Source organism: Methylohalomonas lacus (assembly GCF_024808875.1).
In the GTDB taxonomy this organism is placed as follows: Bacteria; Pseudomonadota; Gammaproteobacteria; order Methylohalomonadales; family Methylohalomonadaceae; genus Methylohalomonas; species Methylohalomonas lacus.
This window is the reverse complement of record NZ_JANUCT010000024.1, coordinates 1-22120: the sequence shown is the minus strand read 5'-3', so window position 1 is coordinate 22120 and position 22120 is coordinate 1. Positions and strand designations below refer to the sequence as shown.

The window sequence follows — 22120 nt, the reverse complement described above, 5'->3', positions numbered from 1 at the left end:
GACGGCAGACAGACTAGTGTCATCCAGAATCAAGCAACCATTGGAATCAGGTCTGCAATCATGAAAATCATCATCCTCGGCGCCGGTCAGGTCGGTTCGTCACTGGCGGCCAACCTGGCCAGTGAAGCCAATGACATCACCGTGGTGGATATTGATCAGCAACGCCTGACCATGCTCAATGAACGCTATGATCTGCAGACGGTCACCGGCGTAGCATCATATCCTTCGGTGTTGCAGCGTGCCGGCGCCCGCGATGCGGACATGGTGATCGCCGTAACCAACAGCGACGAAATCAACATGCTCGCCTGCCAGATCGCCTACACACTGTTTCACACACCGACCAAAATCGCGCGGGTGCGCGAGGGCGAGTACCTGTCGCAGTCGGCGCTGTTCGCCCAGGAAGCGTTACCCATCGACGTACTGATCAGCCCGGAACAGCTGGTTACCGATTACATTGCCCGGCTCATCGCCTTCCCAGGCGCCCTGCAAGTACTGGAATTCGCCGAGGGCAAGGTACAGATGATCGCCGTCAAGGCCTACTACAACGGCCCGCTGGTCGGACACACGCTGCGTGAATTGCGTGCGAACCTGAAAGATATCGATTTCCGCGTTGTCGTCATTTTCCGCAGCGGCAAACCGCTAATTCCGGAAGGCGATACCAGTATCGAACCCGACGACGAAGTCTTCTTCATCGGCGCGACGAAACACATCCGTTCGCTGATGGGCTTCATTCGCGAGAAGGAGCGGGCCGTCAAGCGCATCATGCTGGCCGGCGGCGGCAACATCGGCCGACGCCTGGCACGCGCGCTGGAGAAGAAATACGACATCAAGATGCTGGAGTCGGACCCGCTGCGTGCCGAACAGGCCGCCGAAAGCCTGGAACGCACGGTGGTACTGCTCGGCGATGCCGCCGACGAGGAATTGCTGACCGACGAGAACATAGACCAGACGGACGTCTTCTGTGCCGTCACCAACGATGACGAGGCCAACATCATTTCCTCGATGCTGGCAAAGCGCCTGGGCGCGCGCAAGGTCATGTCGTTGATCAACCGCGCCGCCTACGTCGACCTGGTACAGAGCAACGTCATCGACATCGCCATTTCGCCACAGCAGGCCACGATCGGCAGTCTTCTGGCGCATATCCGCAAGGGCGACGTCGTCGTCGTGCATTCATTGCGCCGCGGTGCGGCCGAGGCGATCGAGGCGATCGCGCACGGCGACGTCAATTCATCCAAGGTGGTCGGGCGTCCGCTCGGCAAGATCAAGCTGCCGCCGGAAACCAGCATCGGCGCGATCGTGCGCGGCGATGAGGTCATGATCGCGCATCATGACACCGTGATCGAAGCCGACGACCATATCATCATGCTGGTCGCCAACAAGTCGCGGGTTCCCGAGGTCGAACACCTGTTCCAGGTCGGCATTACTTTTCTGTAGGCGCACCAGCCAGCATGCAATTAACCGCCATCCAACGCATTCTTGGTCTGCTGCTGGCGCTGTTCAGCCTGACGCTGCTGCCACCATTGGCCATCTCCTGGTTTGCCCGGGATGGTGCCGCTTTCGCCTTCCTGCTGGCCTGGGGACTGATTCTGACGGCCGGCCTGATCATGTGGTTACCGGTGCGCAACATTCGCACCGAACTGAAGCTGCGCGACGGCTTCATCGTCGTCGTGCTGTTCTGGGTCAGCCTCGGCCTGTCCGGAGCCATACCGCTATTATTGAGCGAGTTTCCGCGGCTCAGCATTACCGACGCGGTGTTCGAGTCGATGTCCGGCCTGACCACCACCGGCGCCACCGTACTGACCGGCATCGACAGCCTGCCGCTGTCAGTTCTGTTCTATCGCCAGCAGCTGCAATGGATGGGCGGCATGGGCATCATCGTGCTGGCCGTCGCCATCCTGCCGATGCTCGGCATCGGTGGCATGCAGCTCTACAAGGCAGAAATTCCCGGTCCGCTCAAGGATGCCAAGCTCACGCCGCGCATCACCGAAACCGCCAAGGCACTGTGGTATGTCTACCTCGGCATGACCATCCTCTGCGCCCTGAGCTACTGGGTCGCCGGCATGACACCATTCGACGCCATCGCCCACAGTTTCTCGACCGTCTCGATCGGTGGCTTTTCCACCCATGATGCCAGCATCGGTTACTTCGACAGCACCGCCATCGAACTCGTCGCGGTCTTTTTCATGTTGCTGGGCGGGATGAATTTTACCCTGCATTTTCTCGCCTGGCGTTCGTTCAGCCTGCGGCCCTACCTGCACGATTCAGAGGTGCGGGCCTATGTCACGTTCCTGTTCGCACTCAGCCTGGTCACGATCGTTTATCTGCTTTACATACGTCCCGAGGTAGCTGCCGCTGACTCACTGCGCGACGGTCTGTTCCAGAGTGTTTCGATCGCCACCACTTCCGGCTTTACCACCGCCAGCTACCAGAACTGGCCGACCTTCCTGCCGGTGCTGCTGCTGTTCGCCAGTTTTGTCGGCGGCTGCGCCACTTCCACCGGCGGCGGCCTCAAGGTGATCCGCGTTTTGTTGCTGGTCAAGCAGGGCTTGCGCGAGGTACGCCGGCTCATTCATCCCAACGCCATATTCTCGATCAAGCTCGGCGGCCGCAGTCTGCCCGACCGGGTGGTCAACGCGGTCTGGGGCTTCTTCGCCGCCTATGTTGCCGTCTTCACCCTGTTGATGCTGCTGCTGCTGGCCACCGGCCTGGATCAGATCACGGCGTTCTCGGCGATGGCGGCGTGCCTGAACAATCTCGGCCCGGGCCTCGGCGATGTCAGTGCACATTACGGCCCGATCAACGACACCGCCAAGTGGGTACTCGTCGTCGCCATGCTGCTCGGCCGTCTGGAAATCTTCACCCTGCTGGTCATCCTGACGCCGGCATTCTGGAAGAAATGAGTCGTTGCCATGACTGTTAACGGCACCGATCGCTGGGAGCGTCGCTACCGGGAAAGCCAGACCATGCAACGACCGCAGGCCGCAGCGGTGCTGGCAGATCACGTGCATCTGCTGCCGGCCTCGGGCGCCGCAGTCGACCTCGCCTGCGGCCGCGGCGGCAATGCCCTGCTGCTGGCGGCCCACGGTTTACAGACCCAGGCCTGGGACTACGCCGCGACGGCATTGCAGGATCTGGAACAACTTGCCGCGGCAGAACAGCTGGCTATCGATTGTCAGTGCCGGAACATTGTCGAGTCGCCGCCGGCCGCGGACAGCTTCGATGTCATCGTCGTCAGCCATTTCCTCGATCGCACGATCATGCCGGCGCTCGCCGGGGCGCTGCGACCGGCGGGGCTGCTGTTCTACCAGACCTTCAGCTGCACCGCAGTCAGTGACGCCGGCCCCAACAACCCGGCCTATCGCCTGGCGGACAACGAACTGCTGCAGCTGTTGCCGCAGCTGCAGGTCGTGCATTACCACGAGGCCGGCCGCCTAGGTGATAGCAGCCACGGCTTTCGCGATCGCGTGCAATACATCGGCTGGCGCCGGCCATGAAAGCAGCCGGCCAGACCAGCAAGCGCAATGCGGCGGTGGAAGTCGGCCGTCTGCTGAGTCGCGCACAGGAACAACAGCAGCGCGGCGGGCTCGCCAGCGCCAGCAAACACCTGCGCAAGGCGATCAAGATCAATCCTGCCGATCAGCGCGCCTACCTGCTGCTCGCCCGCATCCAGCAGCAACAGGGGCAAAACCAGGAGGCCATGCGAACCTACCAGGCCTGCCTGCGCCAGCAGCCCGAAGTATTCGAGGCGCTGCTCAACCTCGGCATGCTGTACAAGCGTCACGCACGCCTCGACGACGCACTGGCCTGCTATGACAAGGCGCTGAAGCTGCGCTCTGACGTCCCCGAACTGCATAACAACATGGGCAACGCCTGGCTCGAGCGCGGTGATCCCGGGCAGGCCGCCGCCGCCTATCGCCGCGCCATCGACGCCCGGCCGGCGTTTGCCGGCGCCTGGCACAATCTCGGCCGACTGCTGCTGCAGCAGAACGATGCCGTGGCGGCGCTGGAACCGCTGCGCCGCGCGCGCCAACTGCAGCCGGAATCCTGGCAGATCCATTCGGACCTGGCGGACTGCCTGGTGCACCTGCCGCCGGCCAGCTACGCCGAACTGCCGGCCGCCGATCTGCTCGACTGCCTGCAACTGCAACGCATCGACGGCCGGACGCTGAACCGCATGGCCTGCCGGTACCTGGCCACGCAGATCTTTTATGATGCGCTAGACCTGTTGCAGCGTGACCAGCTGAGCGTCGACGAAGCATTGCTGGATCGGCTGCAACAGCCGTTGCTGCTCAACCTTCTGCAGCGCGAGCCGCTGTGCGACTGGTCGCTGGAACAATTACTGACCCGGGTGCGGCAGCAACTGCTGCTGACACCGGAGCTGTTGGATGAAAAATATCTGCCACTGGTCGCGGCGCTGGCCGAACAGTGTTTTCTGAACGAGTACCTGTGGCCAGTCAGCGCTGCGGAACAGAGCCGGCTCGAGGCGCTGGCCGGCAGGCCCATTGCCGAAACGCCTGCGATCGAGCTGTGTCTGTACGCCTGCTACCGACCGCTGTCGCAGCGATTGTCGATCGACGACGCAATGCCGCCACAAGCGGCAACCGGCGACCCATCACTGGCATGTGTCTGGCAACAACAGGTTGTTGAACCGGCGCAGGAAGATGAATACCGATCACAATTACCGGCCCTGACCACGATCGATGACGGCACTTCGACCGACGTGCGCGCCCAATACGAGGCCAACCCGTATCCGCGCTGGCGCATGTTGGATCAACCGGACGGCTACAGCCTGGGCAATTACCTCTGCCTGCTGTTCCCGCACCTGCGTGCACGGCCACCGGGCTTTGACCCGGCACCGGCAATCCTCTGCGCCGGCTGCGGCACCGGCCTGCAGGCATTGCGCATGGCCCGGCGCATCCCGGATGCACAGATCACCGCGATCGACATGAGCCGCACCAGCCTCGCCTACGGTATGCGCCAGGCGGCCGCGCACGGCCACGACGACATTGATTTTGCCCAGGCGGACATTGTCCGGCTCGACGACAGCGTCGGTCCGTTCGATGCCATCGAATGCTACGGCGTGCTGCATCATCTGGCCGATCCGCAAGCCGGCTGGCAGGCGTTACGCCGGCGGCTGAACCCCGGCGGCGTGATGCGCATCGGCCTGTATAGTCACGCCGCGCGCGGGCCGATACGCGCCATTCGCGAACGCATCGCCGCACAGAACATCGACGCGGATATTGTCGGCATTCGCCGGGTACGCGAATATATCGCCGCGCTGGACGCTGGCGATCCGCTGCGCGGTCTGCTGCATTCGCCCGACTTCTACAGCGTCTCGGAATGCCGCGACCTCATGTTCCATGTGCAGGAACACCAGCTCGATCTCAGCGCCATTGCAGAAATTATTGACGAACTCGCGCTGGAGTTCCTGGGCTTCGAGTTCGACGATTACGCCACCCTGCAGCATTATCGCCAGCAGTACCCGGATGACCCGAATGCCATCAACCTGCAATACTGGCAGGCCTACGAACAGGCGCATCCGGACAGCTTCGCCGCGCAGTACATCTTCTGGGTGCGTGCCCCAGATTAAGATTTAGGCCAGGTTCATGAATCCGATCGAACAGTTCGAAAAACTCCTCGCCAATGGTCAGGACAACGCCTTGCTGCGCTACAGCCTCGGCAACGCCTACCTGAAAGAAGGTGACCTGAGCGCCGCGATAGAACACCTGGGCCAGGCCGTCAAACACGACACCGGCTATACCGCGGCCTGGAAGGCCTACGCCGGCGCGCTGGCCGACAGCGGCAACCTCGAACAGGCTATCGACGCCTACGAACAGGGTATTGCCGCGGCGAACAACAACGGCGACATACAGGCGGGCAAGGAAATGCGCGTGTTTCTCAAACGGCTGCATAAACAATGGGATCAAAAATAGCGCTGGCATCGATACCACCGTCCAATTGCGGGCACGGCACGGAAAATCTACAAATATCCGCGGCCGCCTATTCGCCGACTGCAGTCGGCTTCTGCAGTTATGGTTGACTGGTTAATTGGTTATTGATGATTAGTGATTGGCAAGATCGGTTTTCGTGGGAGCGGATTTTAATCCGCGAACCCTCGGGCGCATGTTTCGCCGAATGAATTCGGCGTCTACGGTTTGGATCATTGCCAACCCCGGCATCTGTAGGCGCGCAGCTTGCTGCACGAACGGGGATGTTGCTTGGTGACCGGCGAGCCCCTAGTTGGCGCAGACGCTGGTCGCCGGTTCATGCAGCTGCAGACTGCCCACCAGCTCGTTGACGTGCGTCATGTTGTGGCGCTTGAGATAGTCGACCATGACGCTGTTGATTCTGCTGCAGACCAGCGGGTCATAGAAGAGCGCCGTACCGACGCCGACCGCGCTGGCGCCGGCGATGATGAACTCCAGCGCGTCCTCCGGTCGGGTGACGCCACCCTGGCCGATGATCGGGATGTTGAGCGGACCGGCCACCTGGTAGACCTGGTGCACCTTCAGCAGCGCGATCGGCTTGATCGCCGGGCCGGAGAGGCCGGCCTGGTTGTTGCCGATAACGGGCTGGCGCTGTTCCGGGTCGATGGCCATGCCCATGACCGTGTTGATCACGGCCAGGGCGTCGCTGCCGGCCTCGATACAGCGACGGGCATTGTTGGCGATATCAGTCTGGTTGGGTGACAGCTTGGCGATCAGCGGCTTGCGGGTCTGCGTGCGACAGGCCTCGACCACGCGCGCGGACATGTCCGGATCGTTGCCGAAGGCGACACCGCCTTCCTTGACGTTCGGGCAGGAGATATTGATCTCCATAGCGTCGATGGGCGAATCGTCGAATATTCGCGTCACCTCGGCGTATTCCTCGACCGTCGAACCGGACAGGTTGGCGATAAAACGCGTCTCGCTGAAATCCAGCTTCGGCAGGTATTCGGCCACCACCCGGGCCGAACCGGGATTCTGCAGACCGATGGCGTTCAGCAGCCCCATCGGCGTCTCGGCCAGGCGGTGCGGTTCGTTGCCGAGGCGTTCGGCCAGTGTCGTCCCCTTGAGGCAGACGGCGCCGACGTCGGTGTTGGAAAATCCCTTCACGCGGGTATATTCCTCGCCAAAACCGACACAACCGGAGAGCAGCACCTGCGGCGTGTTGAAATGCAGTCCACAGAAATCCATGGCCAGCATCTGCCGGTCCTGGTCCGTGAGGGGTAAGGCCGAATGTTTCATGTCGTTCTACTGGAGCCGGAAATTCCACAAAATACCGGCAACATTATACGCCTGTGTGCGAACAGCGGGGCAACTCTGCATCTGATTCGACCACTCGGCTTCCAGCTCGACGACCGGCAGATGAAGCGCGCCGGTCTGGATTACCGCGAATGGATGGACATGCAGGTGCATGACTCGTTGGCCGGGTTCCGCAGCGCTTGCCCGGACAGTCGCCTGTTCGGCTTCTCCACCCGCGGCAACCGCTACTACAGCGACGTCCGCTACCAGACCGGCGACGCATTGCTGTTCGGCCCCGAGACCCGCGGCCTGCCGGAGGCCGTACGCCGGGACCTGGCGGAACGGGTATTGCGAATACCGATGCAGCCGCAGTCACGCAGCCTGAACCTGGGCAACAGCGTCGCCATCGTCGTCTACGAGGCGTGGCGCCAGCAGGGCTTTGGGCTAGAGACTTAGGCGGCTAAAAGCCTGCCCATGGCCAGGAGGCGCATAAAGCGCAGGAGCGGCGGCGGCACGAACCGGTATTCGACAGACGCCTCCAGTATTTGAGTATCGTAAACAGACTCAGGGACTGTCGCTGACGGTCACCTCGACCGTTCTCGACACGTAGGCAATATCGCCGGCGTTGCCACCCCGGCTCGCGGTCGCCCTGAGCTGGTAGACGTCGTAAGTATCCGGGCCTTCCTGGACGGTCGCCGAGCTGCAACTGAGCTCGGTCACGCTGAAGCCGTCAAATCCACCGCCACTCAGCGCCAGCGGTGTTCCCGGCACACTGCCACAGCCACCGCCGTCAAGCACTGCGGCAATACCGCGATCGATACCGGCCCGCGCCGCAAACCAGGCCTGCATGCCGCCAACCGACTGCGTGGTGCTCAACGACTGCACGCCCACCGTGGTCGCCGCATAGGCACCCAGTAAAGCGAGAATGACGATCAGCACGATGGCAATGATGGCACTGAAGCCCTTCTGCCTGCCGGGGTATGAATGCATGGGCCGGGTCATGGCTGATTATCCACGTGGGCCTGCTGAAACAGTTCAATGGATTGACCGTTATCGGCCTCGATGGTCAGTCGTATGGATACCAGGCCAGAACGCGTGGCGCTGCCTGGCTGGTAGCTGAAGTTACAGGCCGTCACCTTGTCGATCAGCAGATTGGCGTTGCCGGCGGCGGGATTGCCATCAACGGCATAGTTGTCGAAGCGAGTGACTTCACCCTCACCGGTACCCGGATCACAGATAAAACTGACCGGCGTGTCGACGATTTGAAAACGCTGCTGCGGAGATTCATACGGGAAACCGGTGCCGGACGGACGCTGGAAGTCGATCGTTGTCGGGCTACTGCCGAAGCCCTGGATATTGGCGCTATTGTCACCATTATAGGCATTGGCGCCGGGCTGACCGGTATTATAGATCACCAGCAGACACAGGGGCGCACAGTCAGGCAGCGCAGCAACACGCAACAGACCACCCAGCACCTCGAATTCGCCATCGACACCCTGGGGCGAATTATTGAACCGCAAACGCAGATTACCCGGCGGTGGATCGGCACGATAACGGCCACCATCCGCCGTACGCAGAAACTCGACACCCTGATTGGAACCGGTAATACGAATGCTGTTCGGTAACGCCAGTCTTATTTCGCGCGTCATGCGCTGCAGGGCGGTCTCGGCGATATCCACCAGTTCAGCCCGATCCTGGATATCGAACGACGCCCGGACGGGACCATACAGGATGGTCACAACCACACCAGCCAGAATGCCGATCAGCAGGATCACGATGATCAGCTCGATCAGGGTAAATCCCCTGATTCGGTTGCGGCCTGCCATCTTCCGGAACATGGCTAGTAATTCACCTTGAAGCCGGACAGGGTAACGGGACCGGACAGCACCGGATGCGCGACATTCACATCAACCCGCACGACCTGACAACTACTGCCGTTCAGGCCGGCCAGTCCGACACCGTTATCCTGAATACCCACGGACACCGTGTAATCCCCCAGTCCGGTGATGGGCGAATCATTGCGGTCCCGCGGTGCCTGGTTCAGGCCGGCGTAGTCGAATACATCATCATAGTTTGCGCGTCCCGGATCGTTGCCACCGCAATTACTACTGCACGGACTGCTGGTGCAGTCGGTCGGACAGTCCATGCCGTTGTCTGGATCGCAAAACGACTGCAGCAGAATTTCTTCCAGGTAGGACTGCGCCACCGCATTGGCCTGGTTGCGGATCAGGGGGTCGACGCTGTCGCGCGTCGCCTGGTTGATGAGCAGGAGAAAACCGCTGACGCCAACGCCGAGCACTACCAGTGCAACGATCAGTTCGATCAGCGTAAAACCAACCTGCCGGGTGTCCTGTTCAAAGCTCATGGGTATAACCCGTCTCTGCTTCGACGCGGATGGTGCTGCCACCGAGCACGAACTGTTTGGCGCCGCCACTAGGCCGACCGATATTATCGAAAGTGAAAGGTGCCGCAAACGTGCTTCCGGCGGGCGCACCGGAGTCCAGACAGAAATCAGGGCTGCTGGTTATAGGATTGGTAAGAGCCGTGGCGTTGCAGTTCGGCGCACTGGCCTGCATGTTCAGGTTACAGCCACTGGCGGAAACATCGACTTGCACATTACAGCCGCTGGCGATGGCCTGCTTTTGTGCATAACGTAACGTTGCCAGTGATTGCTTAATAAACCCCTGCTCACGATAATCTGAAATGTTTAAACGTGGCACTACAAACGCGGCCAATATACCCACAATAAGTATAATCACCACAAGCTCTATAAGAGTAAAGCCTTTATTCATAGATGGCCAGATTAATATGCTAAACAACAATTTTAAAATTTATACCCTATCATCATAATAAAAAAGAGGGCCTCACGGCCCTCTTGTATACCGCAATATTTATTAAATTATGCAATTTAAACATCACCAGTACAAAGGTCTGAACTTATAGTGGCTGTACTTGTAATAGTATTATCATCATCATGTGTAACTGTTAACGTCCCAGCATCGGCGCCACCCGAAATAGTTACTGGTGCTTCTACAATCAAATCAGCTAGCACGTTAGCGCATGTATCTGCTCCTTGATTCGAACCAAGATTAACAACTGCCTGAGATAAGAAAGCACCTTTCACGCCATCAACAACTGCCTGACGGGCATCATCGGTAAGATTAACAAATCTTGGTGTCGCCACTGCGGCCAGGATGCCCAGAATGACGATAACGACTACCAGTTCAATAAGGGTAAAACCCGATTGTTGCTTCTTCATGGAGAATTCCTCCGTTAGATGTATCAAGTAGGCCGCAGCCCCGCTTGCCTGCTCCGCTCGGTCCCGCCGCGGCGGAACCGGGATGTTCCTTGCATCCGAACAGGCCTGACAGCACCACTTTCCTGTGGCTATAAAATCTTTACTTCCGGCCGCATGGCCTTGAATGGCGGCCAGAATCCAGCATTCAACGTTCATTTAGCGTGCGCCAAGTCACAGTTTGGCCTATTTTATCCCGGAAAAACAGCGATCAGCGTGTTCGACATGATGTACAGGCTACCAACCACCACCAGCAGGCCGAACAGGCGCGGGTGACCGGGCACCATACGATCCGCCGTATCAACCTGCCGGTCCAGCCGCCCCAGGGCCTGGTCGCTGGCCACCCAGTGATTCGCCCGGGCTTCCAGCCCCTTTAGCAGGCTCGGCCGCAACAGGACGACCAGGCCGACCAGCAGCGCAAAGAGATTGCCGGCCAGCAGAAAACAGGCCAGGCTCACCTGAACAATGTCCTGCAACACGGGATTGGCCATGACGGGCAGCAGCGCCGCCAGCTCGCCACCCTGCAGGCGCCAGAGGAACCACAGGCTGTACAGCGAGCCGGCCACGATGAGCAATCCCATCAACACGTGATGGCGATAGAACTGCCGCTCGAAATGCTGCTGCTCATCGAGCTTTTTGAACCAGACCGAGGTGTCGATCCAAAGGTTCAGCCTTTCACTTACGCGCAACAACCAGCCCGGCACCAGCAGCATGAGCAAACCGACCAGAAACGTCAGGGCCGCAATCCAGAACAGCGTGGCTGACAGGATGCCGTAAAGTTCAGCGCTATATCCGCTCATAATGACTCGAGCTCAATAGTGTTACTGATCAGAACAGCCACTGGTATTTATCCATCGGCTGCAAGCGGATTTGACCGATAGTGGCACCGCTGGCTTGTTCCGGATTTCCGCCGGCACCAATCTCCAGCTGATAGCGCAGGCGCGCCGGGCCCGGCAGTTCACTGCGAAAAACTTCCGCGTTGCGTACCAGGTAGACTAGCGCGTCCTTTTCCGTGTCGAAATACCAGCTGCCCGGATCCAGTTCCATTCCCGCTTCCGTGGTTAGCTCACCGGCATAATTCGGCAGCAGGGCCGAATTCCGTGCCCGCACCAGCGTGGCCACCCGGGCCGAGTCCTTGGCTTCAAGCTGATCCCAATCGATCTCCCGTTCGAGCAGGGCGACCGGATTGGCGTGGCGAAAATTCTCAATTTCGGAACCACCATTATTGGCCAGGGCGTGCAAGGCCTGTACGCGCAGGGCGCTGTTCATGTTGATAATCGAGCTTTCCACCATGGAACGCTCAGCGCGCGCCATCATGACGAGCATGTAATTCAGGAACATGCTGACCAGCACCAGCAGGACGATGACCACGAACACCAGTTCGAGCCGTGACAGGCGGTGGTCGCTCCAGCGGGCAAACAGGGATTCACGCGCCATGGCTGTATTTCCGGTCATTCATGTGTTGATTCATGCGCATTGGTTTATCAGATCGCCTTCGACATGTCCCACATCGGCAGGAACACGCCCAGTGCCAGGACCAGGACCATGACGCCGATAGCAATGATCATCACCGGCTCGATGGTCGAGCTCAGGTTGCGGATGTCGTAATCGACCTCGCGTTCGTAGTAGTCGGCAACCTCGGCCAGCAGCCGGTCGACCTCGCCGGTTTCCTCACCGACCGCCATCATCTGCAGGACCAGCGGCGTAAACTGGCCGGTCATGGCCGCGGTACGGGTCATCGATTCACCCCGCTCGATGCCATTGCGCATGCCGAGAATATGCTCGGCAATGTAGTCGTTGTCCACCGAGCGGGCAACCACCGTCAATCCCTGCACCAGCGGCACGCCCGATTTCAGCGCCATGGCAAAGGCGCGCGCGAAGCGGCCGAGAATAGCGCGCTTGATGATATCGCCCACCAATGGCAATTCGAGCTTGGTCTTGTCCCACCAGTAGCGGCCGCGTTCCGTGGTGATATAGACACGAAAGCCTACAATGCCGCCGATCACGCCGAGCAGGAGCAGCGGCCAGTAGTTCACGAAAAAGCTGGATGTCGCCATTATCAGCCGGGTCTGCCAGGGCAGCTCGACATCCGCCCGGCCAAACAGGTCGGCGAAGGCCGGGATGACAAAAATATTGATGATTGCTATCGCGATGGCAATCGCCGCTAGTACGAAAAGCGGATAGCGCAGGGCCGCCTTGACCCGCTGACGGGTATCCTTTTCCAGCTCCAGGTACTGGGAAATCCGCTGGAATGCCTCGTCCAGGCGGCCGGTGTTTTCACCGACCCGGATCATGCTAACAAACAATGTCGAGAATATGGCCGGGTGCCGCCCCAGGGCATTACCGAGGTCATGGCCCGATTCGATATCCGCGAGCACCTCGCGCAGCGCTTCGACCATATACGGGTTCCGGGTCGACTGGATCAGGCCGGACATGGCCCGGGTGATCGGTACGCCGGATTTCATCAGGATGTACATCTGCCGGCTGAAAAGAATGAGATCATCCAGGCCCGGCCGCTTGGCAAACGCCCGGCCAAGCACATTGCCCTGCCCCGATTGTTCGCCTTCAGTCTCGACAATATCGATTGGCGTGACACCGGTATTCATGAGCTGGCTGGCGACGACATCGGCCGTGTTAGCCTCGATACTCCCCTGGACCAACTCGCCGCGCGGATTACGACCCTTGTAAGCGTAATAGGGCATCAGCTCACCGACATTCCTGCTCAGCTTTCGAGCACATGTTGATCAGGCTGTGTATCCTGGCCGTCGTACTGCATGATGGCCTCTATATCCACGGCGACGCGCAGGACTTCTTCCATGGTCGTCATGCCCTGTTTGGCATAATTGAGTGCCACCTGCTGAAGCGGCACGTACCCCGGTGCGCGCCGGGCCGCATGGGAAAATGCCGCACTGTCGCCGGAACCCAGTATGTCGGTCAGGTTCCGGTCAATATCAAGCAACTCATAGACGCCGATACGCCCGGCGTACCCCGTGTGATTACAATAACCACAGCCATTGCCCTTGACATAGGGCGCCTTGAGCGCACGCTCGTCCGCGTACGCCTTGAGCCAGATGCGTTCATGATCGGTCAGTGTATGTGGCCGCGCACAACTCTTGCACACCCGGCGAACCAGACGCTGTGCCAGGATGCCGTGCAGGGCCGCAGCCAGCAGGTAACTCTTGATGCCCATATCCAGCAAACGGTTGATGGTACTGATGGCATCATTGGTATGCAGGGTCGATAGCACCAGGTGACCCGTCATCGCCGCGCGCAGGGCAATCTCCGCAGTTTCCTCGTCACGTATTTCACCGACCAGGATGATATCCGGGTCGTGACGCAATGCCGACCGCAGCACACGGGCAAAGTCCAGACCGATCTCGGTCTTGACCTGGATCTGGTTGGTTCGCGGCAGGCGATACTCGACCGGGTCTTCCACGGTAATGATCTTGTTGTCGGTACGGTTAAGCAACTTCAGCGTGGCGTACAGGGTCGTGGTTTTACCGCTACCGGTCGGCCCCGTTACCAGGACCATCCCGTGCGGGCGGCCGGCAAGCAGCTCGTAACGCCGGCGGATGTCGGGCGGCATGCCCAGCTCCGGCAGGCTCAGAATACCGCTGCTCTGGTCGAGCAGGCGCATGACCACGGTCTCACCGTAGGCCACCGGCATGGTCGACATGCGCACGTCTATGTTGCGATCCTTCACACGGATACTGAAGCGACCGTCCTGGGGCAGGCGCTTCTCGGAGATATCCAGTCCTGCGATCAGTTTCAGGCGCAGAACCAGCGCCTGTGCAATACGTGCCTCGTCGACAATTTGCTCCTGCAATGCACCATCAACACGCTGGCGTATGCGCAGCACTTCCTCGTCCGGTTCGATGTGAATATCCGAGGCACCGATCTGTACCGCGTCCTCGAACAGGGAGCTGAGCAGCTTGACGACCGGCGCATCGGCAACATCGGCATTCGATACCATGCTGGCCAGGTCCACATCGCCCTCGGCGAGTTCATCACTGAGCTGTTCGGCATAGCCACTGATCTCTTCGGTACGGCGGTAAACGGAATCAAGCGTACGTAGCAAATCCCGTTCACGAACCACGGCCAGGTGTATCGGCCGCTTCAGCAACCGTGCCAGTTCGTCGTAGGCGAAAATGTTGGTCGGATCCGCCATGCCGACCAGCACGCCGTCGGCATTGTCTTCCAGTGCCACCGCACGGAAGCGGCGTGCCTGGATTTCCGGGATCAGCCGTACGGTTTCCGGCTTAAGTTTATAGTGCAGAATATCGATGTACGGGATGGAGAGCTGGCTCGACAATGTCTGCAGGATCTGCTCCTCATCGACAAAGCCATTCTCGATCAGGGCGCGGCCAAGCTTATGCCCGGTTTTCTTCTGATCGGCGAGTGCGGCCTGCAGCTGTTCCTCGGATATCAGTTTCTGCTCAACCAGCAGATCCCCGAGCCTGACCTTGCGACGACTGCTCATGAGTTGCGTGCCCCGGATAGTGCGTTGATTCTGGCTGCCACGTAGCGACGCAGGTCATTCGACAGGTTCCTTTCCTGGGCCTTTCGATATGCGGCCAGGGCATCCTCACTACGCTGCATCTTGTCCAGCGAAATGGCCAATCCCAACCACCAGACACCACGCTCGGGCTCGACCTGAACAAGCCGCTTATAAAGCGCCGCTGATTTGTCATGCTCTCCAAGCTGCTGCAGCAGGGCAGCCAGTAACGCATGATAATCCGGCATCCGGCGCAATGACGGTGGCTCATCCGACAGGACGGAAACGGCTTGTTCCGGCTGTCCCGCTTGCATGAGCAGCTGGGCATAAAGCTGTTTGAGTGCGCTGGCTTCCGGCAGCCGTTCGATCGTGACCGCAAGCGCGCGCATCGCCTGTTCCGGTTTCTGTTCGGCGACAAGGATCATCGCCTTGAGTTTATGTGCAGCGACATCGTTCGGTGCTTCGGCCAGGTGTTTTTCCAGGAGGCTCATGGCCTTACCGTAATCCTGGCGTTTATAGTGCTGCAGGGCCTTCTGGTAATCGCTGGCACTAATCTGCGAGCGCCGCTCGTCGCCTGACTTGATCGAGATGGAGCGGGGGTTGACTACGGGGGATGTCTCGCCCTGCGTTTCTGCCGGCTTGGATGGCTTGTCTTTTGCGTTCGTTTCAGCAGACGCGACCTTTTCAACACCTGCCGTGCTGTTTTCCTCGCGCAGCTGGACCGTCAACAATGAGCCCTCTTCATCGTGCAACCACTGCTCATCGACGATCTCTAACGGTGCTTCAAGGTCGAACACCATACGCAGTTGTTCTCCATACCGGCCGTGACGCACTTTCTCTATGTAACCCGGTAACGACAGTTTCTCCGTCGGCTGATCGAGTTCGGCAGTCTGTATATCAAACACCAGCCTGTCCGGTTGCGTCAGAAAATAGCTGCGATAGTCTGTCCGTCCCGAAAAATGCATTTCCATATGCAACTTATCATTTCGCTTGCCGATACGAATATCCTCAAGCTGGATGGCTGTCGGCGTATCTTCCGGTATCGGGAAAACAGTCGTGTCGGAGGCATCAGCCATCCGCGGCAGGGTCGCCAGAGTCTGCTCAATACGGCTGTTCAGTAACGATTCATCCAGTTTCAGGGACGGACTGCTTGTTTCTGCTTCAGTCTGTTTCTCGGCGGCGGCTGGCTCGACAGCCGCAACTTCCGGGGCAGGCTTCGTTGCTGACTGTGGCTGACCCGGCAAATCAACGGGCAAACCGAACATGACGTAGTACAGGCCGGCACCGATCAAGGCCGGGATCGACAACAGGAAGAAAAGCCGCCCTGCCCGGGAGGGTTCTGGCTCGGACACCGACTCGGCGGATTTCAAACCTGCAAAGACACTGCTACTGGCAGAGGCGCTGTCATCGCGCTGTTCCAGATTGCTGAGCATGTCATTGATCAGACTCATCGCCAATAACCCGGTAAAAAGCCGTTGTTGAACACAACCACAGCAGCAACCAGTACGATGCTGGCAACTGCCAGGTAGCAGGCTGCGCGCGGAAAGGGCCAGAACAGGTCCCAACGACCCGCCGCTCTCGCCTCGCTCGTGTCAGCTACTGCCATTTTGATATGCGCAGGCTTGACCTGCCTGTCGCCGTTGCCATAGGCGGCCAGCAGTGCCTTGTGGCCGATGATGTTAATCAGTCGCGGGATACCCTGACTCGTTCTGTACAACAGATCGTAGGCCGGACGCTGGATCAACGGCGTCCCTTCATGGCCGGCCACAGCAAGTCTGTGATCGACGTAGGCACGGAAGGCCACACGGTTCAACGGTAACAAACGGTAGGAAAAGGTTATTCGTTGCTTGAGCTGTCGAATAGATGGCTGTTCCAGTAATGTATCCAGTTCTGGCTGCCCGAACAGAACCACCTGCAGCAACTTGCGCTTTTCCGTCTCGAGATTGGTCAGCAATCTCAGCACCTCCAGCGTCTGTACCGGCATCGCCTGAACCTCGTCCAGGCAGAGCACTACCGCCTTACCGTTACGATGATAGTCGATCAGGCTACGCGTGATACGTTTCAGTAATACATGCTGGCTATCGGTTTCCTTGTACCCGACCCGCAACTCATCGGCTACTGCGAACAGCAGGCTGTCCGGCTGCAGATACGGATTATGCATGTAGGCGGTAACGAAATTTTCGCGCGACAATGAATTGAGCAGCTTACGACAGAGTATGGTCTTGCCGACGCCGACCTCACCGGTAACCTTCACGAATCCTTCGCCGCTGCGCAACGACACCAGCAACACATTGAGTGCATCCTGGTAACCGGCACGGTTCATGAAGAATCCGGTGTCCGGCGTAATCGTGAACGGAAACTGTTTTAATCCGAAGTGTTCCAGGTACATGATGTCTCTAGCGGTCCGTGCCGGGCAACTGATTCCGGGACCATTCCTGATTATTCAGTGTGTTACTCAGGCTTTCCAACGAACGACTGGATTCATCAATCGTTTCACGCCAGGCATCCTTGCCCTGGATCACGACAGGCCGCAACAGTATAACCAGCTCGCTCTTGGTTGACTGCTTGCGCGTCTGCTTGAACAGGGAGCCGAGAACCGGGATATCACTCAGTCCGGGGGCGCCTTGCTGCTCGTCACTGATACTGTCGCGCATCAGGCCGCCGATAACGACAACCTGGCCGGAACGAGCGCGCACCACACTGTCGGTTTCCCGTACCGTACTCTGGGCCAGGGGTAACTGCTGGGTTTCACCGCCGATACTCAGCGTCTTGATTTGATCCTCGACCTCGCTGACCGAGGGGTGCACGTGCAGGGTCACCCAGTCATCCTGACTGATCTGGGGCGTTACATCGAGTGCAATGCCCGAGAAAAACGGCGTCAGGGTGACATTCTGGTTGGCATTGGTGGTACCCAGGCCACCGAATGCGGTCGTACTCACATCGGTGACGAAGAATTCATCGGAGCCGACCTTGATCACGGCCTTCTGGTTATTGGTCGTGGCCACACGCGGGCTTGACAGAACCTGCACGTTACCTTGCTGACTCAACAGATCGATGAATGCACTGAAATTATTCAACTCAAGCGCCATGGAAAAGGCACCACCGAAATCATCAAGGCTTCCGAGCACATCATCGACAGGTGTGCCGGTACCTATTGTGCTGATCGTGGCGGTACTATCGCCACTACCAATGACACCGCTCCAGTTGATGCCGGTCTGGAAACGCTCGTTCAGTGTGACCTCGATAATCTTGGCCTCAAGGATAACCTGGCGCTGGACAACCAGCTGGGTCGCCTCGAGATAGGCCTCGACTTCGCGCAGTTCGGTGGGCAGGCCGCGGACAACGACGACACCGGACTGCGGATTCACCACCACGTTACGCCCTTCACCGCTGCCGATAATGGCCTGCACTGAGGTACGCAGCTCCTCCCAGAAGGTGGTCTCCGGCTGGTTGGTATTGATTTCGGTGCCAAGTACCGGCGTGACGTTATTACCGCCAAAACGCCCGGAATAGCCACCACCCACAGCAGTCTGCTGGCCGGCTTCATCCAGACTGCTGCCGCCACCGCCGCCGCTGGTTACGGAACCGGAATTGACGATAGTCCGCGAACCGCCACGGCGCTGTATGTTGAGGTGATTGAGCTGGTAGATGCGTGCCTGCAGACGTCCCGGCAATACCTGGAACCCATAGCTGGTCTCAACGAATTCGAAACCATAAACATCACGCGTTGCCTCGAGCACTTCGGGAATCGTGACATCGTTCAGATTCAGCGATATGTCACCGCTCACTTCCGGGTGGACGACGATGTTGTAAGGGGTCTCGTCCACCAGACTCATGAAGAACTGGTTGGCCGGCACATTGTTGACCGATATGTCAAAGCGCTGCATGTCCTTCTGCATTTCAGGGACCTTGGCGGCATCAAGCTCGACCGCCGGGATCAGTGCCGAACGCACGCTTTCAGGAACATCTTCCACCTCGGACTGACTGTCACTGGCCTTTTTCAGCTCATCACGACTGCGATCCAGTATGCTCTGATCGGCAGGCCCCGTGGCACAGCCGCTTATTACAAGAAGCAATGCAAGCAGGACGCCTGTGGCTGGTTTCGTATGATAAATGCTATTCATTGATTAAACCCGTTGTGATCAGCTGTTGTCCGAACCAGTGGTGGTGTTTCTTGATGTTCGTTCTTGCTTGATATCGAGAGTCAGCAGGTCGACACGTATGCGCTTGTTGTCAAAATCAATCAACACGGAGGCCGGTCTGATTTCGACCAGCTCGGCACCATCAACCATCTCGCCTTCGCGCAACAACCTGCCATTGAGAATGGCAGACCTGTCATCAGGTGATATACGGATGCCACTCAGCCTCCAGTTGACCTGCTCGCGTGGCAACTCATCTTCCTCGACAATCTCGATCGGACTGGTGTCATAACCAAATGGCCGTGTCGGATCCGGCAGCGACTCCGCTGCTGCAAATGTTGGCACTAATAATATGAGTAGTAGCCAGCGCATATCAGGCTCGTATCCAGTCTTCGGTCAGACTGATCGTATAGATTCTGAGGACTGTTTCGGTTTGTGGATAATCGCCAACATCCAGTTCAAATGCATCCCAGTAGAAGTTCCATTCCAGCGCCTGCAAACGCCTGACGTACTCAAGCACAGCCAAGTAATCGCCTTCCAGAACCAGTTCCATACCATGCTTGTAGGCATTGGCCGTTTCTTTATCGGCATCTGCCCCAGCATTATTGCCTGTATCACTATCGGTTGTTTTATCATCCAGTAGCGGTGTTGCGCCAAGCCCCTTGAGTTGTGTCAGACTGATGCCGCGGGTTCTGTTAATCACATTTCGAAGTACTTCGGGCATACGTGCCGGCGCTATCATGCTCGTGGCCGTATCCTGAATATTGTCTTCCATCGTTGACAGCTGATCACGCAGGGCCGCAAGTCGTTCGCGATTATCCGCATCCGGATCCTCACCTTGTCTGGCAATCGCCTGACGCACCTGGATGTTCAGTGCAGACAACCGGGCGCGTTCCGTTTCAAGCTGCGACTGGGCCCGGCTCTGGCGCGCATCCAGTGGCGCCATGAAAAATGTATCCCAGACAAAAACCAATACAGCTATGACTGCCAGCAACACCATGGCACGTTCACGAATACTCAGCGAGTCGACCTTGTCCTGGTAAGTCTTTAACTTCTGTTTTGCGAGGTTATCTGCCATGTCAGCCTTTGCTCTGCTCGTTGATCCTGGTTGCAAGATCAAACTCAACCACGCCCGGTTCGCTGTCGCTACGTTTGATTTCCAGTACGTTGAAACCCAGGCCGGCGAAAACCTTTTCCCTGGAAAGCTGCTGTATATACTGCGGGATCAACTCGGACGAGATGGCCTTGCCACTGAGTGACAGTCTTTTGCCACCATGCTCGAGACTGACATGCGTCAGCCACAGACCGCTCATATGCTGACGTGCCAATCCTTCCAGTAACGGCGCAAAACCATCGCGATTGCCAAGACTTTTGCCACTGATCAGCTCGGCCACACGCTGCTTCTGTTCCACTTCACGGTTCAGACGCTCAATCTCGTCTTCCAGAAGCTGACTTTTGGACTGATCGGGCGCCTGCGCCTCAAGGCGCACCAATTCTTTCTGCAACCGGTTCTGTTCCTGCTTGACTTTTGCCAGCTCCTGTTCGAAGGGCTGCAGACTCCACCAGCTATAGGCGTAAAAAGCAGTCAATACCAGCAGTATCACGCCCACGATCTGGACCATGGTCACCGCCGAAAAAACCTTCTCCTGGCGGCGAAACATCGGCTGGTAAAGGTTGATTTGCTGATTCACAGCGATTTGCCCTCCTGTCGCAGGGCTGCCCCTACAGCCAGCAGACAGTGCGCCTGGGTCGAGCGATCAAGCGTGGCAGGCTGATCCAGCAGCTGGTTAAGATCAAGTTCGCGTACCTGCAAGTCCAGCTGGTTATTCAGATAGGAGCTCAGATCAGTAGCCGGTCCCGGGCTGGGCATGATAATCACGTTCGCCACATTCGGCTGCGAAAAGTGACTCTCGTAATAGTCCAGCGAACGCTGGATTTCTATAACAATACGATCAGCCTGCTCCTGGAGCAGTTCATTGTCAGATCCGGATGCGGCCAGATCCTCGTAGCCGAGATCGATCTGTCGCGACAGATAGAGAACGCCCTGGCGCGTTATGGTAATCAGGCCGGTGTGCGCATCGAGGTAGACTGATGCCACCCCGCCAACATCCTCGGGTACCAGGGCCGCCAGGTTACGCAAGGCCAGTTCGGGTATATCAACCACGGCCAGATTGATTCCGGCCCCGGTCAGCATATCGATACGCTGCCTGACGATACTCGCGCGTGCCACCACGGCATACATCATTGTATTCCGGCCCGCGGTTTTCTGATTCGGCACCTCGAATACATCGATCACCGCGTCATCGACATGGAAATCGATCAAGTCCTTGACGCGCCAGCGCACGGCGGCACGCAATTCGGCCGGCTGAACATCCGGCGTCTCGACCAGCAGCAGATGATAACTGCCCGGCGCCATGACGCTGACACACTCGTAGTCTTCCAGATCCAGCGATTTTCGCAGTTGCGCGAGCGATCCCGACTGTTTTTCAGCCGTCACGTCCACGAACTGGCAGTGTTCAAGCACCGGCGGCAAATCAGCTTCGCGCAATACTCTGGCGACCGCGATCCCCCTCCCCACAGGGCAAACCGCCACCAACGCATCCTCGACAACCTTCTTTTTAAGAAGTGAAAACAATGAGTTATTCCCCAGCATCAAGCCAATGACAGGCCTGTCCGCTTTTATAGTTATGCCAGAGTGTCTCTTGCAGGCGACACCCTGATCCCCCAGTTATTTCAGCCGAAATTTAAGTCTTTACTGTAACTTATTGGTTGTCAATAAAAACGACACCAATTTGCCGGGATTAGTTTCTGCCCGGTCTTATTGCCAGGACTTGAATGACGGGGAATATTGCAATTACTGTTCCAGACTGAACCTTGGATTCTATCAATAAGTGCAATCAAGTTATGCAGTCAACAGTTCAGTTGATTGCCCCAGTAATATTTCATTCGGTGTCCGATAGCCACGGGT

General features: G+C 58.3%; 23 protein-coding genes. 6 read left to right on the top strand and 17 right to left on the bottom strand.

Features of this window, described 5'->3' with window-relative positions; genetic code table 11:
• Nucleotides 1-60 precede the first annotated feature (60 nt).
• The 5 genes from trkA to J2T55_RS12475 are packed head-to-tail and all read left to right on the top strand — an operon-like array spanning nucleotide 61 to nucleotide 5933.
• Nucleotides 61-1434, top strand: coding sequence for a Trk system potassium transporter TrkA (gene trkA, locus J2T55_RS12495; RefSeq protein ID WP_259057552.1), 1374 nt, complete (start codon nucleotides 61-63; stop codon nucleotides 1432-1434).
• A 14-nt stretch (nucleotides 1435-1448) separates the two neighbouring features.
• Nucleotides 1449-2900 (top strand): TrkH family potassium uptake protein, encoded by a 1452-nt coding sequence (locus J2T55_RS12490; protein WP_259057550.1) that lies wholly within the window; start codon nucleotides 1449-1451, stop codon nucleotides 2898-2900.
• A gap of 9 nt (nucleotides 2901-2909) precedes the next feature.
• Nucleotides 2910-3494, top strand: coding sequence for a class I SAM-dependent methyltransferase (locus J2T55_RS12485; RefSeq protein ID WP_259057548.1), 585 nt, complete (start codon nucleotides 2910-2912; stop codon nucleotides 3492-3494).
• A complete protein-coding gene (locus J2T55_RS12480; RefSeq protein ID WP_259057546.1) occupies nucleotides 3491-5590 on the top strand; it encodes a class I SAM-dependent methyltransferase in 2100 nt (699 codons plus the stop codon). Before J2T55_RS12485 ends, J2T55_RS12480 begins: the two co-directional genes overlap by 4 nt.
• Nucleotides 5591-5606: 16 nt before the next feature.
• Nucleotides 5607-5933: a tetratricopeptide repeat protein gene (locus J2T55_RS12475; protein WP_259057544.1), complete on the top strand. Its 327-nt coding sequence runs from the start codon at nucleotides 5607-5609 to the stop codon at nucleotides 5931-5933.
• Nucleotides 5934-6236: 303 nt separating this feature from the next.
• On the opposite strand, the gene J2T55_RS12470 is transcribed toward J2T55_RS12475, so the two are convergent.
• Nucleotides 6237-7226 carry a dihydroorotate dehydrogenase gene (locus J2T55_RS12470; protein ID WP_259057542.1) on the bottom strand — a complete coding sequence of 330 codons (990 nt, stop codon included), beginning with the start codon at nucleotides 7224-7226 and terminating at the stop codon, nucleotides 6237-6239.
• Between J2T55_RS12470 and trmL the strand changes: the two genes are divergently transcribed.
• Nucleotides 7218-7679 (top strand): tRNA (uridine(34)/cytosine(34)/5-carboxymethylaminomethyluridine(34)-2'-O)-methyltransferase TrmL, encoded by a 462-nt coding sequence (gene trmL / locus J2T55_RS12465; RefSeq protein ID WP_259057540.1) that lies wholly within the window; start codon nucleotides 7218-7220, stop codon nucleotides 7677-7679. The two genes, J2T55_RS12470 and trmL, sit on opposite strands and share 9 nt — an antisense overlap.
• A gap of 108 nt (nucleotides 7680-7787) precedes the next feature.
• Here the strand turns inward: trmL and J2T55_RS12460 are convergent, their stop codons facing one another.
• The 16 genes from J2T55_RS12460 to J2T55_RS12385 all read right to left on the bottom strand — a co-directional run bounded on the left by J2T55_RS12460 (nucleotide 7788) and on the right by J2T55_RS12385 (nucleotide 21700).
• Nucleotides 7788-8225: a hypothetical protein gene (locus J2T55_RS12460; protein ID WP_259057539.1), complete on the bottom strand. Its 438-nt coding sequence runs from the start codon at nucleotides 8223-8225 to the stop codon at nucleotides 7788-7790.
• Nucleotides 8222-9061, bottom strand: a complete 840-nt coding sequence (locus J2T55_RS12455) for a prepilin-type N-terminal cleavage/methylation domain-containing protein (protein ID WP_259057536.1) — start codon at nucleotides 9059-9061, stop codon at nucleotides 8222-8224. The genes J2T55_RS12460 and J2T55_RS12455 overlap by 4 nt, the downstream gene beginning before the upstream one ends.
• A gap of 2 nt (nucleotides 9062-9063) precedes the next feature.
• A complete protein-coding gene (locus tag J2T55_RS12450) occupies nucleotides 9064-9588 on the bottom strand; it encodes a type IV pilus modification PilV family protein (protein ID WP_259057533.1) in 525 nt (174 codons plus the stop codon).
• A complete protein-coding gene (locus tag J2T55_RS13210) occupies nucleotides 9578-10015 on the bottom strand; it encodes a type II secretion system protein (protein WP_310521991.1) in 438 nt (145 codons plus the stop codon). Before J2T55_RS13210 ends, J2T55_RS12450 begins: the two co-directional genes overlap by 11 nt.
• Nucleotides 10016-10131: 116 nt before the next feature.
• Nucleotides 10132-10482, bottom strand: coding sequence for a pilin (locus tag J2T55_RS13250; protein ID WP_407660096.1), 351 nt, complete (start codon nucleotides 10480-10482; stop codon nucleotides 10132-10134).
• Nucleotides 10483-10709: 227 nt separating this feature from the next.
• Entirely contained in the window at nucleotides 10710-11318 is a 609-nt protein-coding gene (locus tag J2T55_RS12435; RefSeq protein WP_259057532.1) for a hypothetical protein, read from the bottom strand.
• Between the two features lie 28 nt (nucleotides 11319-11346).
• The gene (locus J2T55_RS12430; RefSeq protein ID WP_259057531.1) at nucleotides 11347-11955 is read right to left on the bottom strand and encodes a hypothetical protein; all 609 of its coding nucleotides are present in this window, start codon (nucleotides 11953-11955) and stop codon (nucleotides 11347-11349) included.
• Nucleotides 11956-12002: 47 nt separating this feature from the next.
• A complete protein-coding gene (locus J2T55_RS12425) occupies nucleotides 12003-13220 on the bottom strand; it encodes a type II secretion system F family protein (protein ID WP_259057528.1) in 1218 nt (405 codons plus the stop codon).
• A 20-nt stretch (nucleotides 13221-13240) separates the two neighbouring features.
• Nucleotides 13241-14998 (bottom strand): GspE/PulE family protein, encoded by a 1758-nt coding sequence (locus J2T55_RS12420; RefSeq protein WP_259057526.1) that lies wholly within the window; start codon nucleotides 14996-14998, stop codon nucleotides 13241-13243.
• Nucleotides 14995-16464, bottom strand: coding sequence for a tetratricopeptide repeat protein (locus J2T55_RS12415; RefSeq protein WP_259057525.1), 1470 nt, complete (start codon nucleotides 16462-16464; stop codon nucleotides 14995-14997). The genes J2T55_RS12420 and J2T55_RS12415 overlap by 4 nt, the downstream gene beginning before the upstream one ends.
• The gene (locus J2T55_RS12410; RefSeq protein WP_259057519.1) at nucleotides 16461-17402 is read right to left on the bottom strand and encodes an ExeA family protein; all 942 of its coding nucleotides are present in this window, start codon (nucleotides 17400-17402) and stop codon (nucleotides 16461-16463) included. Before J2T55_RS12410 ends, J2T55_RS12415 begins: the two co-directional genes overlap by 4 nt.
• A gap of 7 nt (nucleotides 17403-17409) precedes the next feature.
• A complete protein-coding gene (gene mshL, locus J2T55_RS12405; protein ID WP_259057517.1) occupies nucleotides 17410-19089 on the bottom strand; it encodes a pilus (MSHA type) biogenesis protein MshL in 1680 nt (559 codons plus the stop codon).
• A gap of 66 nt (nucleotides 19090-19155) precedes the next feature.
• Nucleotides 19156-19497 carry a general secretion pathway protein GspB gene (locus J2T55_RS12400; RefSeq protein WP_259057514.1) on the bottom strand — a complete coding sequence of 114 codons (342 nt, stop codon included), beginning with the start codon at nucleotides 19495-19497 and terminating at the stop codon, nucleotides 19156-19158.
• 28 nt (nucleotides 19498-19525) lie between these two features.
• Nucleotides 19526-20230 (bottom strand): type II secretion system protein M, encoded by a 705-nt coding sequence (locus J2T55_RS12395; RefSeq protein ID WP_259057513.1) that lies wholly within the window; start codon nucleotides 20228-20230, stop codon nucleotides 19526-19528.
• Between the two features lies 1 nt (nucleotide 20231).
• The gene (locus J2T55_RS12390) at nucleotides 20232-20843 is read right to left on the bottom strand and encodes a PilN domain-containing protein (protein WP_259057511.1); all 612 of its coding nucleotides are present in this window, start codon (nucleotides 20841-20843) and stop codon (nucleotides 20232-20234) included.
• The gene (locus tag J2T55_RS12385) at nucleotides 20840-21700 is read right to left on the bottom strand and encodes a type IV pilus biogenesis protein PilM (protein ID WP_259057509.1); all 861 of its coding nucleotides are present in this window, start codon (nucleotides 21698-21700) and stop codon (nucleotides 20840-20842) included. The genes J2T55_RS12390 and J2T55_RS12385 overlap by 4 nt, the downstream gene beginning before the upstream one ends.
• Between the last annotated feature and the right edge of the window lie 420 nt (nucleotides 21701-22120).

What these genes read in the sequence shown, in the direction of transcription:
- trkA (WP_259057552.1), top strand. Translation starts at nt 61, where the DNA reads ATGAAAATCATCATCCTCGGCGCCGGTCAGGTCGGTTCGTCACTGGCG.
- J2T55_RS12490 (WP_259057550.1), top strand. Translation starts at nt 1,449, where the DNA reads ATGCAATTAACCGCCATCCAACGCATTCTTGGTCTGCTGCTGGCGCTG.
- J2T55_RS12485 (WP_259057548.1), top strand. Translation starts at nt 2,910, where the DNA reads ATGACTGTTAACGGCACCGATCGCTGGGAGCGTCGCTACCGGGAAAGC.
- J2T55_RS12480 (WP_259057546.1), top strand. Translation starts at nt 3,491, where the DNA reads ATGAAAGCAGCCGGCCAGACCAGCAAGCGCAATGCGGCGGTGGAAGTC.
- J2T55_RS12475 (WP_259057544.1), top strand. Translation starts at nt 5,607, where the DNA reads ATGAATCCGATCGAACAGTTCGAAAAACTCCTCGCCAATGGTCAGGAC.
- trmL (WP_259057540.1), top strand. Translation starts at nt 7,218, where the DNA reads ATGTTTCATGTCGTTCTACTGGAGCCGGAAATTCCACAAAATACCGGC.
- J2T55_RS12470 (WP_259057542.1), bottom strand. Translation starts at nt 7,226, where the DNA reads ATGAAACATTCGGCCTTACCCCTCACGGACCAGGACCGGCAGATGCTG.
- J2T55_RS12460 (WP_259057539.1), bottom strand. Translation starts at nt 8,225, where the DNA reads ATGACCCGGCCCATGCATTCATACCCCGGCAGGCAGAAGGGCTTCAGT.
- J2T55_RS12455 (WP_259057536.1), bottom strand. Translation starts at nt 9,061, where the DNA reads ATGTTCCGGAAGATGGCAGGCCGCAACCGAATCAGGGGATTTACCCTG.
- J2T55_RS12450 (WP_259057533.1), bottom strand. Translation starts at nt 9,588, where the DNA reads ATGAGCTTTGAACAGGACACCCGGCAGGTTGGTTTTACGCTGATCGAA.
- J2T55_RS13210 (WP_310521991.1), bottom strand. Translation starts at nt 10,015, where the DNA reads ATGAATAAAGGCTTTACTCTTATAGAGCTTGTGGTGATTATACTTATT.
- J2T55_RS13250 (WP_407660096.1), bottom strand. Translation starts at nt 10,482, where the DNA reads ATGAAGAAGCAACAATCGGGTTTTACCCTTATTGAACTGGTAGTCGTT.
- J2T55_RS12435 (WP_259057532.1), bottom strand. Translation starts at nt 11,318, where the DNA reads ATGAGCGGATATAGCGCTGAACTTTACGGCATCCTGTCAGCCACGCTG.
- J2T55_RS12430 (WP_259057531.1), bottom strand. Translation starts at nt 11,955, where the DNA reads ATGGCGCGTGAATCCCTGTTTGCCCGCTGGAGCGACCACCGCCTGTCA.
- J2T55_RS12425 (WP_259057528.1), bottom strand. Translation starts at nt 13,220, where the DNA reads ATGCCCTATTACGCTTACAAGGGTCGTAATCCGCGCGGCGAGTTGGTC.
- J2T55_RS12420 (WP_259057526.1), bottom strand. Translation starts at nt 14,998, where the DNA reads ATGAGCAGTCGTCGCAAGGTCAGGCTCGGGGATCTGCTGGTTGAGCAG.
- J2T55_RS12415 (WP_259057525.1), bottom strand. Translation starts at nt 16,464, where the DNA reads ATGAGTCTGATCAATGACATGCTCAGCAATCTGGAACAGCGCGATGAC.
- J2T55_RS12410 (WP_259057519.1), bottom strand. Translation starts at nt 17,402, where the DNA reads ATGTACCTGGAACACTTCGGATTAAAACAGTTTCCGTTCACGATTACG.
- J2T55_RS12395 (WP_259057513.1), bottom strand. Translation starts at nt 20,230, where the DNA reads ATGGCAGATAACCTCGCAAAACAGAAGTTAAAGACTTACCAGGACAAG.